The organism is Streptomyces polygonati (assembly GCF_042650325.1).
GTDB classification, from domain to species: Bacteria; Actinomycetota; Actinomycetes; order Streptomycetales; family Streptomycetaceae; genus Actinacidiphila; species Actinacidiphila polygonati.
Window position 1 is genome coordinate 42,325 of sequence record NZ_JBHSBB010000001.1, and the last position, 16,033, is coordinate 58,357.

Annotated in this window: 16 protein-coding genes; 5 read left to right on the plus strand and 11 right to left on the minus strand. The window is 72.5% G+C overall.

Features of this window, described 5'->3' with window-relative positions; genetic code table 11:
- The first annotated feature begins 1 nt into the window (after position 1).
- The 3 genes from ACFO3J_RS00145 (at position 2) to ACFO3J_RS00155 (ending at position 3,034) form a co-directional block, all read left to right on the plus strand.
- A complete protein-coding gene (locus ACFO3J_RS00145; RefSeq protein WP_386424452.1) occupies positions 2 to 733 on the plus strand; it encodes a cysteine hydrolase family protein in 732 nt (243 codons plus the stop codon).
- Positions 734 to 823: 90 nt separating this feature from the next.
- The gene (locus ACFO3J_RS00150; protein WP_386424455.1) at positions 824 to 2,539 is read left to right on the plus strand and encodes a regulator; all 1,716 of its coding nucleotides are present in this window, start codon (positions 824 to 826) and stop codon (positions 2,537 to 2,539) included.
- Between the two features lie 81 nt (positions 2,540 to 2,620).
- Positions 2,621 to 3,034, plus strand: coding sequence for an AtzH-like domain-containing protein (locus ACFO3J_RS00155; protein ID WP_386424458.1), 414 nt, complete (start codon positions 2,621 to 2,623; stop codon positions 3,032 to 3,034).
- A gap of 129 nt (positions 3,035 to 3,163) precedes the next feature.
- Here ACFO3J_RS00155 and ACFO3J_RS00160 read toward each other — a convergent pair whose 3' ends face one another.
- A complete protein-coding gene (locus tag ACFO3J_RS00160) occupies positions 3,164 to 3,646 on the minus strand; it encodes a winged helix-turn-helix transcriptional regulator (RefSeq protein WP_386424460.1) in 483 nt (160 codons plus the stop codon).
- A 120-nt stretch (positions 3,647 to 3,766) separates the two neighbouring features.
- Here ACFO3J_RS00160 and ACFO3J_RS00165 point away from each other — a divergent pair, with 120 nt between their 5' ends.
- Positions 3,767 to 4,561, plus strand: coding sequence for an SDR family NAD(P)-dependent oxidoreductase (locus tag ACFO3J_RS00165; protein WP_386424463.1), 795 nt, complete (start codon positions 3,767 to 3,769; stop codon positions 4,559 to 4,561).
- Between the two features lie 153 nt (positions 4,562 to 4,714).
- Complete coding sequence (locus ACFO3J_RS00170; protein ID WP_386424466.1) at positions 4,715 to 5,824, plus strand: FAD-dependent oxidoreductase; 1,110 nt, start codon at positions 4,715 to 4,717, stop codon at positions 5,822 to 5,824.
- Between the two features lie 105 nt (positions 5,825 to 5,929).
- On the opposite strand, the gene ACFO3J_RS00175 is transcribed toward ACFO3J_RS00170, so the two are convergent.
- The 10 genes from ACFO3J_RS00175 to ACFO3J_RS00220 all read right to left on the minus strand — a co-directional run bounded on the left by ACFO3J_RS00175 (position 5,930) and on the right by ACFO3J_RS00220 (position 16,033).
- Positions 5,930 to 6,790 carry a DUF1684 domain-containing protein gene (locus tag ACFO3J_RS00175; protein ID WP_386424468.1) on the minus strand — a complete coding sequence of 287 codons (861 nt, stop codon included), beginning with the start codon at positions 6,788 to 6,790 and terminating at the stop codon, positions 5,930 to 5,932.
- A 210-nt stretch (positions 6,791 to 7,000) separates the two neighbouring features.
- Positions 7,001 to 7,423, minus strand: coding sequence for a putative leader peptide (locus ACFO3J_RS00180; protein ID WP_386424471.1), 423 nt, complete (start codon positions 7,421 to 7,423; stop codon positions 7,001 to 7,003).
- Positions 7,341 to 8,495, minus strand: coding sequence for an IS701 family transposase (locus tag ACFO3J_RS00185; RefSeq protein ID WP_386424473.1), 1,155 nt, complete (start codon positions 8,493 to 8,495; stop codon positions 7,341 to 7,343). The genes ACFO3J_RS00180 and ACFO3J_RS00185 overlap by 83 nt, the downstream gene beginning before the upstream one ends.
- A gap of 269 nt (positions 8,496 to 8,764) precedes the next feature.
- Positions 8,765 to 9,460: an EthD domain-containing protein gene (locus ACFO3J_RS00190; RefSeq protein ID WP_386424476.1), complete on the minus strand. Its 696-nt coding sequence runs from the start codon at positions 9,458 to 9,460 to the stop codon at positions 8,765 to 8,767.
- A 13-nt stretch (positions 9,461 to 9,473) separates the two neighbouring features.
- The gene (locus ACFO3J_RS00195) at positions 9,474 to 9,782 is read right to left on the minus strand and encodes a muconolactone Delta-isomerase family protein (protein ID WP_386424479.1); all 309 of its coding nucleotides are present in this window, start codon (positions 9,780 to 9,782) and stop codon (positions 9,474 to 9,476) included.
- Positions 9,783 to 9,869: 87 nt separating this feature from the next.
- Positions 9,870 to 11,327, minus strand: a complete 1,458-nt coding sequence (locus ACFO3J_RS00200) for an ankyrin repeat domain-containing protein (protein ID WP_386424481.1) — start codon at positions 11,325 to 11,327, stop codon at positions 9,870 to 9,872.
- Between the two features lie 288 nt (positions 11,328 to 11,615).
- Positions 11,616 to 12,695, minus strand: a complete 1,080-nt coding sequence (locus ACFO3J_RS00205) for an aldo/keto reductase (RefSeq protein WP_386424484.1) — start codon at positions 12,693 to 12,695, stop codon at positions 11,616 to 11,618.
- 90 nt (positions 12,696 to 12,785) lie between these two features.
- The gene (locus ACFO3J_RS00210; RefSeq protein ID WP_386424486.1) at positions 12,786 to 13,268 is read right to left on the minus strand and encodes a VOC family protein; all 483 of its coding nucleotides are present in this window, start codon (positions 13,266 to 13,268) and stop codon (positions 12,786 to 12,788) included.
- Positions 13,269 to 13,297: 29 nt separating this feature from the next.
- A complete protein-coding gene (locus ACFO3J_RS00215; protein WP_386424489.1) occupies positions 13,298 to 14,839 on the minus strand; it encodes an FAD-dependent monooxygenase in 1,542 nt (513 codons plus the stop codon).
- 273 nt (positions 14,840 to 15,112) lie between these two features.
- Positions 15,113 to 16,033 carry a nuclear transport factor 2 family protein gene (locus ACFO3J_RS00220; RefSeq protein WP_386424492.1) on the minus strand — a complete coding sequence of 307 codons (921 nt, stop codon included), beginning with the start codon at positions 16,031 to 16,033 and terminating at the stop codon, positions 15,113 to 15,115.

The following is a 16,033-nucleotide window of genomic DNA, read 5'->3' on the forward strand; positions in this document are numbered from 1 at the left end:
TGTGGAAGCCCCCCGCGCGCTCGTGGCCGAGGCCGCTCCCTATCCCTTCTCCTTCGACCCGGCCAGCACGGCCCTCGTCCTCATCGACATGCAGCGGGACTTCCTGGAACCCGGCGGATTCGGCGCGAGCCTGGGGAACGACGTGGCCGAACTGCGCCGGACCATCGCTCCGCTGCGCAGGGTGCTCGCCGCCTGCCGCGCCGCGGGCATGACGGTCGTCCACACCCGCGAGGGACACCTGCCCGACCTGTCCGACTGCCCCCCGAGCAAGCTGCTGCGGGGCAGCCCCAGCCTGAGGATCGGCGATCCGGGCCCCAAGGGCCGGATCCTGATCCGCGGCGAGGAGGGCCACGACATCATCGAGGAGCTCTACCCGGTGGCGGGCGAGCCGGTGGTGGACAAGCCGGGCAAGGGCGCCTTCCACGCGACCGAATTCGGTGACCTGCTCGCCGCCCGCGGCGTCCGCAGTCTGGTCGTCACCGGGGTCACCACCGAGGTCTGCGTGCACACCACGGTGCGCGAGGCCAATGACCGCGGCTACGAGTGCCTGGTGCTGTCGGACTGCGTCGGCTCGTACTTCCCGGAGTTCCAGCGGGCCGGCCTGGAGATGATCAGGGCGCAGGGCGGCATCTTCGGCTGGACCGCCGAATCGGTGGCGTTCCTCGACGCGCTGGCCGGCGCGGCGCCCGTCCCCGGCGACCCACCGGAAGCCGCCCGCCGGCCGGCGTCGTAACCCCCGCTCCCCGGCCGGGCCGCACCTTCCCCGACGCGCCGGACGAGCCACCGCCATGCACCGCTCCGCCCGACGAAGGGTCGTCCCGCCATGCCTCCGTCCCGCCGCGTCACCGCAGTCGAGAACAGACCTTCGCCCCTCCCGCTGTGGGTACGGGGCGACACCAACGCGTTCTTCGGACTCGGCGTCAATGTCCTGGTCAATGTGCTGACGCTGACCGGGCTGTGCCTGTCCGTCCTCAAGATCCCCGGCCATGTCGTCTTCCACACGATCCTGCCGGCCCTCGGTATCGCGCTGATCGCGGGCAACGTCTACTACGCCTACCTCGGCCGCCGGCTGGCCCGGCGCGAGGGACGGCCGGACGTCACCGCGATGCCCTACGGCCCCAGCGTGCCGCACATGTTCATCGTCGTCTTCGTCATCATGCTGCCGGTCTACCTCAAGACCAAGGACCCGCTGCTGGCCTGGAAGGCCGGAGTGGCCTGGGCGTTCATCATCGGCGTCATCGTGCTGATCGGGGCTTTCATCGGCCCGTACATCCGCCGCTACGCGCCCCGCGCCGCCCTGCTGGGCACCCTGGCCGGCGTCTCCATCTCCTTCATCTCCATGCGGCCGGCCGGCCAGATGTGGGACCACCTGTGGATCGCGCTGCCGGTCTTCTTCCTGCTCCTCGTCGGCCTGATGACCGACATCAAGCTGCCCGGGAACATCCCGATCGGACTGGCGGCCCTGCTGGTGGGCACCGCGATCGGCTGGGCCGGCGGCGCGATGTCCGGGTCGGCGGTCTCCTCGGCGGCCGGCGACATCACCCTGGCGCTGCCGTGTCTCCATCTCGGCACGCTGTTCTCCGGTCTGGCCGACGCCTCACCGCTGCTGGCCACCGCCATCCCGCTGGGCGTCTACAACTTCACCGAGGGCATGACCAATGTCGAGAGCGCCGCTGCCGCCGGTGACTCCTACAACCTGCGCTCGGTGCTGCTGGCCGACGGCGCGGGCGCGGTCATCGGTTCCGCGCTCGGCTCGCCCTTCCCCCCTGCCGTGTACGTCGGCCATCCGGGATGGAAGTCGGCCGGCGGGCGCACCGGCTACTCGCTGGCCACCGGCGCGGTCATCGCCCTGATGTGCTTCCTGGGCATGTTCGGCCTGCTCGGCGCGATCCTCCCGGTGGCGGCGATCGTCCCCATCCTGCTCTACATCGGGCTGCTCATCGGCGCGCAGGCCTTCCAGCTGTCGCCCAAGGCGCATGCCGCCGCCGTCGTCGCGGCGCTGGTGCCGAATCTGGCGTCCTGGGCCGTCGGGCAGATGGACGATGTCCTCGCGGCGGCCGGGACGACCGCGACCAAGGTCGGCGAGGCGAATCTGGAGTCGTCGGGCGTGGTCTACCACGGGTTGATGGTGCTCGGTGAGGGCGCGATCCTGGCGGGTCTGGTGCTGGGGGCGCTGGTCGCCTTCCTCATCGACAAACGGTTCGTGTCCGCGGGGGCGGTGGCGCTGGCGGGCTCGGTGCTCTCCTTCGTCGGGCTGATCCACGCCCCGAAGGTGGGCTGGGACGAGAACGGCGGGGTGTCCCTCGGCTACCTCTTCACCGCCGTGCTGTGCGGCGTCTTCGCCCTGACCCGGCCGGCGGCCCGTGTCCCGGACGCGGCGGAAAGGGAACTGGAACGGCTGCACGGCGGTGGTCCCGCCGCCGCGCCCCCCGAACCGGCGCCGGCGCCCGCCCTGGCGGGGGTCGCCACCGGTACGGACCCGCTCACCGGACCCGGCGAACCGGGCGAACACCCGGGCGGCGCGTCCGCCGCCGACTGACCGTCTCCCGCCCGTGCGACCGCGTCACGGCCCCGGCCGGCGACCGCACGGGCGCCGGACCCACGACAGAACGGAGAGCGGATGGATGTGGACCTGCCGCGGACGGTCGCCGAAGTGACGGCGGCCTTCGCGGGCTACGAGGAAGCGCTCGTCGCGGACGACCGTGCCGCCATAGCGGGGTACTTCTGGGATTCCCCCGGCACGGTCCGCTTCGGCATCGCCGACCAGCAGAGCGGGGCGGCGGACATCCGGAGCTGGCGGTGGCAGCAGCCCCCGCTGCCGCCCGGCCGCAAGCTCTTCGAGACGGCCATCAGCACCTTCGGGACCGAATTCGCTGTCGTCACCACGCTGTTCAGCTATCCGGGAGCCACGGCCAGGGGCCGCCAGACCCAGGCGTGGGCCCGCTTCCCCGCGGGCTGGCGGATCGTCAGCGCCCATGTGTCGGAGATACCCGATGCCGGCGCCGATGCCGGTGGAGGCGCCGGCCCCGTCTGACCCGGGGGGCCGAAGGCCGCGCGGCCCCGGCTCCCTTCCGGAGTCCGGGGACCGCCGGCGAACACAAGCCCTCCGCGGCGCGATCGCCGGCGCGGGACCGCTCACGCGGGCGGCTTCCGCCGCTGGCGGCTACTGCCCGTCCTCGCGGCCGGCGAGGCTCCAGTGGGGCACGAGCATCTCGCGGGTGACGTCCCTCTCGTCGGGCGGAGTGCCGCAGGTCGCGCAGATCGCGGTGAGGACGAGCGGGTGGTCGTGGTGGGTCTGGCTCATCGGCGGCGAGTCGACGGCCCATTTGTCGCCCCAGGCCATCAGCATCAGGACCACCGGGCCGAGGTCCCGGCCGGCCTCGGTGAGGTGGTAGCCCTCGTAGCGGGAGCCGTCGGGGCCGGGCCGGCGGACGAGGACTCCTCCCTCGACCAGGTCTTTCAGCCGAGCCGAGAGGCGGTCACGCGGGGCTCCGGTGTTGCGCGCGATCTGGCTGAACCGGTGGTTGCCGAAGAAGACCTCGCGCAGCGCGAGCAGCGCCCAGCGGTCCCCGACGAGTTCCAGCGCGGACGCGAGGCCGCAGGGGCGGCCGGCGAGGGTGGTCGGGTCGATGCGTATCACAGCCATGCGGACAGCCTATCCCGAAGGTGGTTTGAATGTCGGACCACTCCATGATAACGTCGCGCTGAGTAATCGGTTTGGCAATCAAACTATAAGCGTCTGATCTCATGGAACGGGAATCGAATCATGTCCGGAAACGGGTCGAAGACAGCTGTCGTCACCGGAGTCTCGTCCAGGTTCGGTGCGGCCTACGCCCGCAGGCTGGCGGAGCGGGGCCACGACCTCATCCTGGTCGGACGCAACGAAGGCCGGATCAAGAGCGCGATGGCGGACGTCATCGAGCACAGCGGCGTGGACGTCCAGATCCTGGTCGCGGATCTGGGCAACGCCGCTCAACTGGCCAAGGTCGAGGAGCGGCTGCGCGCCGACGAGTCGGTCGACATGCTGGTCAACGCCGCGGGGGCGGCGAAGTTCGCGCCCTCCCCGGGCTTCGACCCGAAGGCGACCGACGAGCAGATCGCGCTCAACGTCACCGCCCCCACCAGGCTTTCGGTCGCCGCGCTCAGCGGTATGGCGCGGCGCGGCCGGGGGACGATCATCAATGTCTCCTCCGCCATGGCGTTCTGGATCCAGCCGGTCAGCTCGGTCTACAGCGCTACCAAGAGTTACGTCCTGACCTTCACCCAGGCACTCCAGCAGGAACTGGCCGGCAGCGGCGTCACCATCCAGGCGGTCATCCCCGGCGCGATGTCCACCGGGTTCTGGGACGGCTCCGGCGTCGAACTCTCCACCTTCCCCGACGAGAACGTGATGTCGCCGGAGGACGCGGTGGACGCGGCCCTGGCGGGCCTCGACGCGGGTGAGGCCGTCACCATCCCGTCGCTGGTGAACATCTCCGACTGGCAGGCCTTCGAGCGGGCGCGCGATACCTTGTCGCCCATCTTGTCCCGTGCCGTCCCCGCCGACCGCTACGTCCACTGACCCGGACGCCGCGGTGGGCCGAGCGTGAGCGGACGGGTGCCCGGCGTAGTTCACAGGGGGTTCATTGACCCGGCCGGCCGGTGATGCCTACGGTACGGCCAGGCCGGTGGACCGGCACCCCCACCGGCGCGCTCAACCGAAAGGTACCCCCTCGTGATACGTCGAGTGGTCGTCGTGGGGGGCGGGGTGATGGGCTCCTCGGCAGCCTGGCACCTCGCGGCCCGGGGCGACGAAGTCGTGCTGCTGGAGCAGTTCGCGCCCGGGCACGACCGGGGCAGTTCGCACGGCAGCTCCCGGATCTTCCGGCTCGCCTACGCCGACCCTTTCTACCTCGGCCTGGCCGTGCGCGCGCTGCCGCTGTGGCAGCGGCTGGAGGAGGAGACCGGCATCGGGGTGCTGGCGCTGACCGGGGCCGTCGACCACGGTCCCGCGCGGACCGTCAGCGCGCTGGAGGAGGCCCTGCGTGCCGCGGGCCGGCCCGCCGAGGCGCTCTCCCCCGCCGAGGCCGGCGAGCGGTGGCCGGGGCTGCGGGTGGACACCGCCGCGCTGTTCCACCCGGAAGCCGGCCGGCTGCACGCCGACCGGGCCGTCACCGCCTTCCAGACCGCCGCCCGCAAGCACGGCGCCCGGATCCGGCACGGGGTGAAGGTGGCCCGCGTGACCGCCCGCGGCTCGGGCGCCGAGGTGGTCACCGCCGAGGAGGAAGTGCTCACCGCGGACGCGGTGGTGGTCGCGGCCGGCGGCTGGACCCCGCGGTTCGCGGCACCGGGCGACCGGGAACTTCCCGCGATGCGCGTCACCGCGGAGCAGCCCGCCCACTTCGCGGCGGCGGACGCGCTGGGCTGGCCGAGCTTCATCCACCACGGCGGGGCCGGTCTGCCCGAGGGACCGGGGGTCTACGGGCTGGGCAGCGCCGACGGTGTGAAGGCCGGCTTCCACGGGGTGGGCCCGGTGGTGGACCCGGACCGGGACCGCGTCATCAACGCGGAGATGCTGCGGGATCTGCTGGAGTACGCCGAACGCTGGCTGCCCGGCGTGGACCGCACGAACCCGGTCCCCAAGACCTGCCTCTACACCACCACCCCCGACCACGACTTCGTCATCGACCGCAGCGGACCCTGCACCGTACTGGCCGGATTCTCCGGGCACGGCTTCAAGTTCGCCTCGGTGATCGGCGAACTCGCCGCCGACCTGGTGGCCGGCCGCCCGGGTGCGGAGCGCTTCGCCCGGACCCGTTTCGGGGAAGGCCGCGCGGCGCGCTGACGGCGCCCCCGAACGGCCGGCGGGGCCCCGGTCGCCCGGGGCCCCGCCGGCCGTTCGCCGTTCAGGTGACTACAGCGCGGGCCGCGGCTGCCGGGCCCGGACGGGTCACGGCCGGGCGGCCTCCTCGGCCGGGACGGACCGGTTCGCCTCCTTGGGGGCGGTCGGGGTCTTCTCGCCGGCCTCGATCGCGATCGGCAGCCGGTTCTCGGCCGGCGGCAGCGGGCAGGTGGCCAGGTCGGTGTAGGCGCAGGGCAGGTTCGCGGCCCGGTTGAAGTCGATCAGCACCTTGCCCTCGGCGTCCGGCGCGTCGATGGACAGCGTCCGGTTGGCCGCGTAGGTGGTCACGCCCGAGGTGGCGTCGGTGAGCAGCACGCTCAGGCTGCCGGGATTGCGCCCGTTGAACGCGGTCAGCCGGTGCGTGGCGCCGTCGAGCTCGAACTCGACCTGGCCGGGGGCGTCGTAGATGTGCTGGAGGCCCTCCACGGCCGCGCCCACCGTGGTCGGGCGGGGCGCGTCGAACGGCAGATAGCGGCCGGTGACGGCCCAGCGCGGGTCCGGGGCGTAGGCGGGGGTGCCGGTGTAGGCGAGCCGCAGGGCGTTCTCCGGGTGCCGGGGGCGGATGATGTCGTAGCCGCCGCGCTTGGCGACCTCGATCACCGCGTCGCCGGAGGACGGGAAGAGGCTGCCCCGCTCCTCGATCACACCGAAGTCGTGCCGGCCGCGCAGCACCTCACCGTCGAGAGTCAGCTCCTCGTCGTCGGACAGCTCCACCACCACGCCGTCAGCGGTGCTCGACCAGGCGCCGGGCGCGTCGGGGAAACGGGTGGGGGTGGCGTCCAGCCAGTTCAGGCTGGTGATGGCGAGGAACCCGTGCGGGTCGGCGAGCGCCTTCTCGTGCTGGGCGCGCCACTGCTCCCAGTCCTGGACGAAGGCGGCGCGGTCGGTCTCTTCGGCTTGTACGGTCATGACGACTCCTTGATGACTCCGGTGGGGCACGCGTCGCGCGGGGCGGGCGGCGCGGGGCGGTGCTGGGCGGGACGTGCTGGGGGGCGTGCCGCGTCTTGCTCGGCCGGGGCGTGCGGCGGACAGCCCCGGCACAGGCATACCGAACGGGGCCGGGACCGGACACGGGTCCGCTGGATCCGGCGCGGGGAGGGGCGGTGGGGCCGCGGCTGCCTAACCGGCGGTACGCGGCGGCGTGGCGGTCCGGCCGTCAGGTCCCGGCACGGCTCTGCGTACGCCCGGACACAGGGCGCCGGCGACACGCTGGAGGTCGATGTGCCGTCGCGAGAACATGGCGACGGTGGTCAGTGGCCGCTCACCGGTCTCCCGCACCGCGCCACCTCCCCGTCCCGATCGGCCGACCCGCGTCCGGGCCCGCGCTCGCCGAGCCGTCATCGGCCCTGCCCGGTCCTCGCGTGGAGCACCCCAGAGGACGGTAACTCCGCCGCGCGCCGGAACACAATCCCCTCCGGCGGGACGCGGCGAGAGGCGGCGGGGCGCGGCGCGGGAGCGCTCAGGGGCACGCGTCGGCGGGCGACGGGGACCGGCCGGTGGACAGATAGGGGGTGCGCTGCCAGCCGAGCCGGTGGAAGACATAGGCGGCGGAGACCATGGTGACGTGGTGGTGCCAGCCGCGGAAGGAGCGGCCCTGGAAGTCGCAGAGCCCGAACCGGGCGCCGAGGTGGCGGGTGACCGCGGGGCCCTGGGCGGTCAGCCGGGCATGGCCGAGCACCTTGTCGACATGCCGGTCGTACATGTTCGTCACCCAGGTGCGCCGGGGCAGGCCCCCCGGCCGCATCTCGGTCAGGACCCGGACCGGGGCGCCGTCGGGCCTGCGTGAGCCGTCGCCGGGCGGCAGCCGCCGGATCGAGGACGAGATCGGGACGGGCCCGTCGGCGGCGCCGGAGACGCGCGACGGGGACGGGACCGGGTGACGGACGGCGGCGCCGTCGGTGGGACGGGGCCCGCCGGCCACCTGCTGCCAGTCGTCGACCTCCAGGACGTACTCCAGATTCCGGTCGGCCAGCCCCAGCAGCAGCGCCCCGGCGTCACTCCACTGCCGGACATCGGCCACCACGGGCACCTGGGCCACCCCCGGGCGCCGGGCCATGTCCTCGACCATCGAGAGCAGTTCGGCGGTCTCCGAGGCGCCCTGGACATCGTCCGGGATGTACGCGCCGTGGCGCAGGTCGTAGTCCGAGCGCCAGCGGCTGGGCAGGTGGATGCGCCAGTCCACCGGCAGGCTGGCCGACTCGTCGGCCAGCGAGACGGTGAGCGCGAGCTGGCAGTTGACCATCCGGCCGGCCTCGGGGACGAACCGGCGCGCCACACCGACCGAGCTGCTGCCGCGTTTGGCGATGGCGACCCTGGACAGCACCCAGGCCTGCGGCGGCCGGACCGTCTGCACATACAGCGCGAGCGAGGCGCGGACCGGCTCCCACTCCCAGGGACTGCGGTTGATGAACTGCTGGATCGACTGGTGGGCCTCGGGCGAGACGATGTCGCCGGCGATCCTGCGGACCAGCTTCTTGCCGTTCACGATGACGAGTCCGGTCAGGTAGGCCTCGGCCCAGCGGCGCTGGTCGAGCCTGGGAAGGGAGCTGAACATCTCCCCGGCGAACTCCGCCAACGCGGCCTCGTCGAACGCGGCGTCAGCATGCAGGGGCACGGGATATCTCCGCCTCGATGTCGATGGCACGCGGCGAAACGCCTTCACGTCAAGGACCCGGCTGCCGTCACGTCGTCGGGACGGCAGCACTCCCGACCGGCGGGGATAACAGTTTCCCCACCAGTCGTAACGCTGTGTAACGCGAGCGCCCACTTTAGCAGGACGCGAACCTCAAACAGTCGTCGAACGAAGAGAACCGGGCGGAAACGGTCGCACACCGGGGACGGGCGGGCATCGGCCGCCGACCCGTCCCCGGCCGGTAGCGGCGGCTACCTGCTCCCGGGCCCGATGATCCAGTGCTGGCGCAGTGCCAGGCTGTGCAGATACCGGGGGTTGACGATCTCGGCCCGGTCCTCGTCGGCCCGCGTCTGCTCGGGGCTGAGCAGCGCGGCCTCCAGCGCGGGCAGATCGTCGAACCACACATGGGTGGCGGCGTCGAACGGCGGCTCGCTGACCGCGTACCAGCTGTCGCGGGTGAAGGACTGGAGACAGCGGCGGACGCCCGGCACCGCCGCGGTCAGCTTGGCCTGCGTCTCCCGCTGGTGCGAGCGGAACTCCGCGAGCGGCAGGCCCTCCCGCCGCTTGGCCAGGGTGATCAGCTTGATCCCCGGCTGGAGTTCGTCGTCGGGCTGCCCCTGCAGGACGACCTCGGTGTCGGTGTCCAGCACCAGCGAGCGCCAGAAGGCCGCCCACCGCGGCTCGTCCAGCCGGGCGCCCTCGAGGAACTCCGGGGTCTGCAGGGAGGCCAGCTGCTCCTCCTCGTTCTCCAGCCAGATCTCGGCGGCACCGCTCCACAGCGGGTCCCCGGTGTCCCCGGGGCGCGCGACGCGGGTGTCCACGGCGTAGCGCTTGATCTGCGGGATCTTGCTGGCGTACCGGACCGCGTGCTCCTCGACCCAGTAGCGCTGGAACTCCTGCTCGGTCATACCCGGCCGGGGATGGGCGAAGATCAGTTGGTGGATCATGGCGGACTCCTCCTCAGACCCGGTAGCGGGCTTTGACGTCGTCGGCGAATCCGAGGTAGTCGCGCAGCGGCCAGACCGTCTCGAACTCCAGGTACTCGCGCATGGGCAGCCGGCCGAGCGCGGTGCGGTCGAGTTCCTCGGCGTCGGGCGAGTCGATGATGGCGATGACCCGCTTCTGCGCGGCGACCTTCCAGATCCCCACGCAGAAGCCGGAGTCGAGCGTCTCCTGCGCGTGCTCGGCCTCTTCCTGCTCGACCTCCCACAGGTCGTCGAGAGTGATCCGGCCCTCGTGCTTCCACTTCATCTGGACGTAGAACAGCATGGTGCGTCGGTCTCCTTGGCTCGGGACGCCGTCCGGGGGCCGCCGCCTGCCGGCGGTCCGGTGGCGCGGTGGGGGTACGGCGGCCGGTCAGCGGGCCGCGGCGGTCTTCGCGGCGATGGCGCGGGTGAGCGGGTGGTCGGCGCCGAAGGTCGCGGTGGCCACGTGCAGCGGCGTGCGGTTGTCGTGCCCGACCAGGTCCAGCCGGGCGCCGGCGTCGAGCAGGACGCGCGAGCACTCCTCGTAGCCGTGCCAGAGCGCGTCGTGCAGCGCGGTGTAGCCGTTGGTGGCGCCCTGGTAGTCCAGGTCCACCCCGGGAGCGGCCACCAGCAGCCGGGTGATGTCGGTGTGACCGTTGTAGACGGCCTTGTGCAGCGGGGTGGCACCGAAGGTGGGCTCGGTCGCGTTGACGTCGGCGCCGGCCGCCAGCAGCAGCGGGACGATCTCGGCGCGGCCCTCGCGGGCGGCGACCAGCAGCGCGGTGTGCTCGTCGTTGAAGCCGTTGACCACCGGGAAGCGCTCGTCGACCCGGGCGCCGGCCGCGAGCAGGCCGCGCACCCGGTGCACATCGCCGGCCACCACCGCCGCCATCAGCTGATGGGCGGCGGCCCGCCGGTCGTCCGACTCGGTACGGCGCCGCAGCAGCCGCTCGGCCTCCAGCATCTGCTCCTTGCCGAGCACGTTGACGTTCAGCTCGTACTCGAAGTGCTCGCGCAGCGAGAAGCCGTAGTGGGTGGACAGGCCGAGCCCGGCGTTGTGGTCGAGCAGGTAGGCGGTGATGTCCGGCCACTTGTACCAGAGGGCGTCCATCAGCGGTGTGTGGCCGGTGGTGGGCGCGACCGCGTCCACGAACGCGCCGGCCGATACGAGTACCTGCACGGTCTTCAGGTCCCCGCGCTGCACGGCCTTGTGCAGCGCGGTGCCGCCGGCCCGGCTGTCGGCCCCGAAGACGTCGCCGCCCGCGTCCACCAGCGCCTGGACGACGGCGGCGTTCCCCATGCCGGCCGCGGCCTGCAGGAGGGTCAGCCCGGACCTGGCGTCGCGCAGGTTCGGGTCGGCGCCCTCCCGCAGCGCGTCGGCCGCGGCCGGCAGGTCACCGGCCGAGACCGCGGCGCGCAGCCGGTCGTCGACGTCGGAGGTGAACAGCGCGACCTCGCCGGAGGCGTCGAAGAACGCCTTCCAGTGGTGCACGAGCCCGTCCTCGCCGACGGTGAGCACCATGGAGAACTCGAAGTCCACGGTGAAGCCGGTCGAGCGGTGCCGGATCTTCTGGTAGTTGATCACGAACGCCCGGTCGTCCTCGACGACCATGTCGCGCTGCTCGAACTCCAGGATGTCGCTGCGCTCACCGCGCAGCCGGAACGCCTCGGCGACGCCGTCCCGGCCGCGCCACACCCCGGTGTTGGGGATGACGGCGTTGAACTCGGTGCGCGGCAGGTCGAAGACGATGTCCGGCGCCATTGCGGCGAGGACCGCCTCGACATTTCCTCCCTGTATATCGGCGAACAATTGTGAGACCACCGCACGGGTGATTTCTGCGTTTGCCATAGGTTCTCTCCGTCGTTTGTCGGTTGATGTCCCGGGCCGGTGGCGGAAGGCCTCCGCTGCTCCGTTCCCGGAATGATTCAATAACGACCGCGGGGCGGCGGAGAAGGAACTCCCCGCGAATAGTGGTCAGTTGAGCGAGTACACGAAATGCGCCCGTTCCCGGGCAGGATGCGGGGCGGACCGCGGCCCGAGCCGTGGTCCGCCCTCGCGGGTGCGGTGCTGCGGTGCCCTGCTCTGGTGCCGTGCCGTGCTGAGCCGTCCTGAGCCGTGCTGAGCCGTGCTGAGCTGTCAGACGGTGCGGGGCAGCGGGTGGTGCAGTTCGTCGGCCACCCCGCGCCGGACGGTGGTACGCGAGTCGACGATGTCCTGCCACTGCTCGCCGTACATGTCGTGGACGGTGATCGGGTCGCGGATCAGGTCGTGCGGGTAGCCCAGTTCGATCCGGCTGGCCTTGTCCAGCCTCTCCAGCTGGTCCGCGGAGAGCGCCACGTCGACGCAGCCGAGATTGTCGGCCATCTGGTCCGCACGGGTGGCCCCGATGATGGGGACGACGGTGCCGGGGCGGCCGAGCAGCCAGCCGAGCGCCACCTGGGCCGGCGACCAGTCCCCCTCCCGGGCGATGGTGACGACCTCGCGGACCAGGTCGTCACTGCCGGCCGAGCTGTGCTCGCGCGGCTGCACCGTCAGCCGGCCGGTGCCGCCGGTGAGGTACTTGCCGGTCAGCCGCCCCTCGGCGAGGGCGCCCCAGGCGAAGACCGGCAGGTCCAGGCCCCGGGCCATCGGCAGCAGTTCGCGCTCGGGGGCGCGCTCCAGCAGGTTGTAGCGGATCTCCAGACCCACGAAGGGCGACCAGTCGCGCAGTTCGGCCATCGTGTTGGCCTGCGCGACCTCCCAGGCGGGCCAGTTGGACACGCCGACGTACCGGATCTTGCCGGCCCGCACCTGGTCGTCGAGGGCGCGCATCACCTCGGCGACCGGGGTCAGGGTGTCGTGGGCGTGCACCCACAGCAGGTCGATGTAGTCGGTCCGCAGCCGGCGCAGGCTCTCCTCGATGGAGGTGACCAGGTTCTTGCGGTGGTTGCCGGCCGAGTTGATGTCGTCCAGGTGGGTCTGGAGGGTGTACTTGGTGGACAGCACGAAGCGGTCCCGGCGGCCCTGCAGCAGCTCGCCGAGGATGCTCTCGGAGGCGCCGTCGGTGTAGTGGTCGGCGGTGTCGATGACGTTGCCGCCCGCGTCGGCGTAGGCCTCCAGGATCCTGGCGCTGGTCTCCCGGGGGGCTCCCCAGCCCCACTCCTCGCCGAAGGTCACCGTGCCCAGGGCCAGTTCGGAGATCCGGACACCGGTCTTGCCCAGCACTTTGTAGCGCATGCGTTCTCTCCACAGGGTGATGGATGGGTGGTAGAAGGCGGGGCGGCGCCGCCGCGGGGGGCGCCGCGGCGGCACCGCCCCCGCGGGCCGTCAGCCGGCGACGACCGGGCTGTACTGCTCGTAGAGCTCGATGAGTTCGCCGGCCGGGCCGCGGACGAAGGCGACGCGGACCAGCATCTCGGGGTCGCCGTTGATGGTGACGGTGGTCGGACCGCCGTCCCAGGTCTCCAGCGGGAAGGCGCTGCCACCGGCGGCCAGGCAGCGGGTGTAGGCCTCGTCGACGCTCGGGACGATGAGCGCGAGGTGCTGGAGCGGCCCGGCGGAGGAGTCGGTGCCGGCGGTACCTCCGTCGAACAGTTCGATGTAGGTCTGGCCTTCGAGTTCGACGTAGACGCCGCGGCCGCACCAGACCTGCTCTCCGGTGGCGGTGGAGGTCTTCGTCCACTCGTAGGTACGGGAGAAGCCGAGGCCCTCCCGGTAGAAGCGCAGGGACGCGTCCACGTCCGGGCAGAGGATCGCGACGTGCATCAGGGTGGCGGAACCGGGGGGCCGGGCGAAGGGCGTGGTCGTCATCGGGGTCTCCTCATCGCTTACGGGCCTGGTCAGGCGGCGGGTCGGGGGCGGGGCCGGTTCAGCCAGTCCGCCAGCCGGCCCGGCAGGGCGGCGGCCTCGGCGGCGGGCGCGGTCAGCGCGATGTGCCCGTCGGGCCGTACGACGACCGCGTGCGGCAGGGAGTCGTCGTAGGCCACCGCGAGCGGGGTCGGGCCGGCCTCGGCGGCGCGCTTGACCGCCAGACCGTCCGCTCCGGCGGGCAGCACCAGGGACCAGCCCAGCCCGTCGGCCATGCCGGGGCGGGGCGGCATGCGGTCGCCGACCCGGGGCTTGGGGCCGGCGGCCGGCCCGGCGTAGCTGCCGGCCAGCTGGGCCAGGCGCTGGGCGAGCCACGCCGAGACCTCGGGCAGCGCGCCGGCGGCGGCCAGCACCTCGTTGCGCAGGTGCACCGAGGCCGGGTCGCTCATGGTGGAGATGTCGTGCAGCTGCGAGGTGAAGGCCAGCACGCCCTCGGCTGCCGGGCGGCGTTCGGCCTCGTAGGTGTTCAGCAGATCGGGGTGGGCGGTGCCGTCGAGGACCGCGGCCAGCTTCCAGGCGAGGTTGAAGGCGTCCTGGATACCGGTGTTCATGCCCTGGGCGCCGACCGGGCTGTGCACATGGGCGGCGTCGCCGACCAGGAACACCGGCCCCTTGGCGAAGGCGTCGGCCAGCCGGTGGCGCACCCGCCAGGTGGAGGCCATGACGAGTTCACCGACCCGGGCGCCGGCCGCGCTGGGCCCGCGGCTGTCCATGATCTCCTGCACGGTGGCGAGATCGGGGGTGGGGGTGTCGTCGTCGACGAGCGCCACCAGGCGGTAGATGTCGCCCTGCAGGTGGGAGACGGCGAGCAGGCCGGCCGGGGAGAAGAAGAAGGAGATCTCGCCCTCGGGGCCGGCCCAGTCCATGGTGAACTCGATCAGGGCGAAGTTGTGCGGCCGGTCGTGGCCGACGAAGTCGATGCCGGCCCGCTGGCGGACCACGCTGTGCAGCCCGTCGCAGCCGACCACGTAGCGGGCCTGGATGGACCGGACCTCACCGGACTCGTCGTCGCTGAGCAGGGCGTTGACCCCCGGCCACAGCTCGGTGAGGTCGACGAGGGTGTGGCGGCGGTGGACCCGGCCGCCGAGTTCGCCGAGCCGCCGCTCCAGCACCTGTTCGGTGGTCTGCTGGGGAACGGCCAGCACGAACGGGTAAGGGGTGTCCAACTCGTCGAAGGGGGTGGAGAGCAGCTTGCGCTCGCCGTCGCGGGCGGTGAAGGAGCGGCCCGGGCGGCCGACGGCCACCAGCGGGTCGGCGGCGCCGACGGTGGCCAGGGATTCCAGGGTCCTGGCGTGGACGGCGGCGGCCCGCGAGTGGACGGCGGTGCTCGCCGCGCGGTCGACGACGACGTGGTCGATGCCCTGGCTGCGCAGCGCGCAGGCCAGGGCGAGGCCGGTGGGGCCGGCTCCGACGATGAGGACGTCCGTGGTGCTCGGGAGCACCCCCGGGTCCGGGGGGCGGGGCGCGGAGCCGGGCTCCGAAGCGGGCGCGGAACTGGGCGGGGAACTGGGCATGGGCACACTCCTGGCGCGGCGGGAAGAGAACGGGCGCGTTCGGGCAGGCCATGGGGCGATGCGCGGGCTGAACGGCACAGGTCGCCCCGGCCTGGGACACCCGACGCCCTTGTCGCTTTTCGCAGGGCGGGCGTTCGGGCGGGCATTCGCATTCTTGGGCCATCCCCGGCCGGCGCGCAATGGCGACCAGACGAAGTCGCGGGCGCTTTCCTGGGAAAGCGAATCCGGTCCGGGGCGCGAGCGCTTGAACCGGATCTCGCGAGGGGTGCCGGGCTAACCGTGCAGGGCGAAACTTTCGGCCAGTCCGGCCGGATTGAAGTACTCGGTGAAATGCTGGATCCGGCCGTCGCGGCCGAACTCGAATACGCCGACGGACTCGTTGCGGTAATGGCCGCCGCCGACCAGTTCGCCGACGGGGGACCAGCGGGCCAGGAAGCCGGCCGGGTCGCTGAGCGGGAGGATCTCAAGACGCTCGTAGCGCATCCGGCGGTAGCCGTTGGCGATGGCGCGCCACAGCCGGTGGATCTCGTCCCGGCCGTGCAGGGCGCTCGGCACGGCGCCCGAGGCGTAGGGCACGGCCAGCGAGCAGTCCGGCGCGAGCAACTCCTTCCAGGAGTCGAGGTCCTTGTCCCGCAGCAACCGGAAGTAGTCCCACAGGGTGCGCTCGTCGGCCGCGCGGCGCTCGTCGGCGCGGGCGCGCGATCCCTCGCCCACGGCGCCGACGCCGGCCAGCAGCGGGCGGCCCGCGGGCACCGGCGGGGTGTGGTCCGCGGTGCCCGTCAGGCCGACGGGGTTGTAGTACTCGGTGAAGTGCCGTATTCGGCCGTCCGGGTCGAAGGCGAAGATGCCCAGGTTCTCGTTGACGTAGGTGCGGCCGTCGGTCGTCTCGCCGTGCGGGAACCAGCGCGCCAGTATCCGGCCGGGCTCCCGCAGCGGGTACAGCTCGGTGTCCGGGTAGGCCAGGGACCGGTAGCCGGCCGCCAGCCGCTTGTAGAGGGTGTGGACCTCGTCCCGGCCCTCGACGCGGTCGGGCAGGCCGCCGGCCGCGTACGGCATGTGCTGGGTGCACGCCGCGGACCACAAGGTGATCCAGCGGTCGATGTCGCGCCGCGCCAGGAGCCGGAAGTACGTGCGCAGGGTCTCCATGTCACGTGCTCGCCGGTCGGCCGGCGTTCCTGCCTCCGCGTCGGTCAT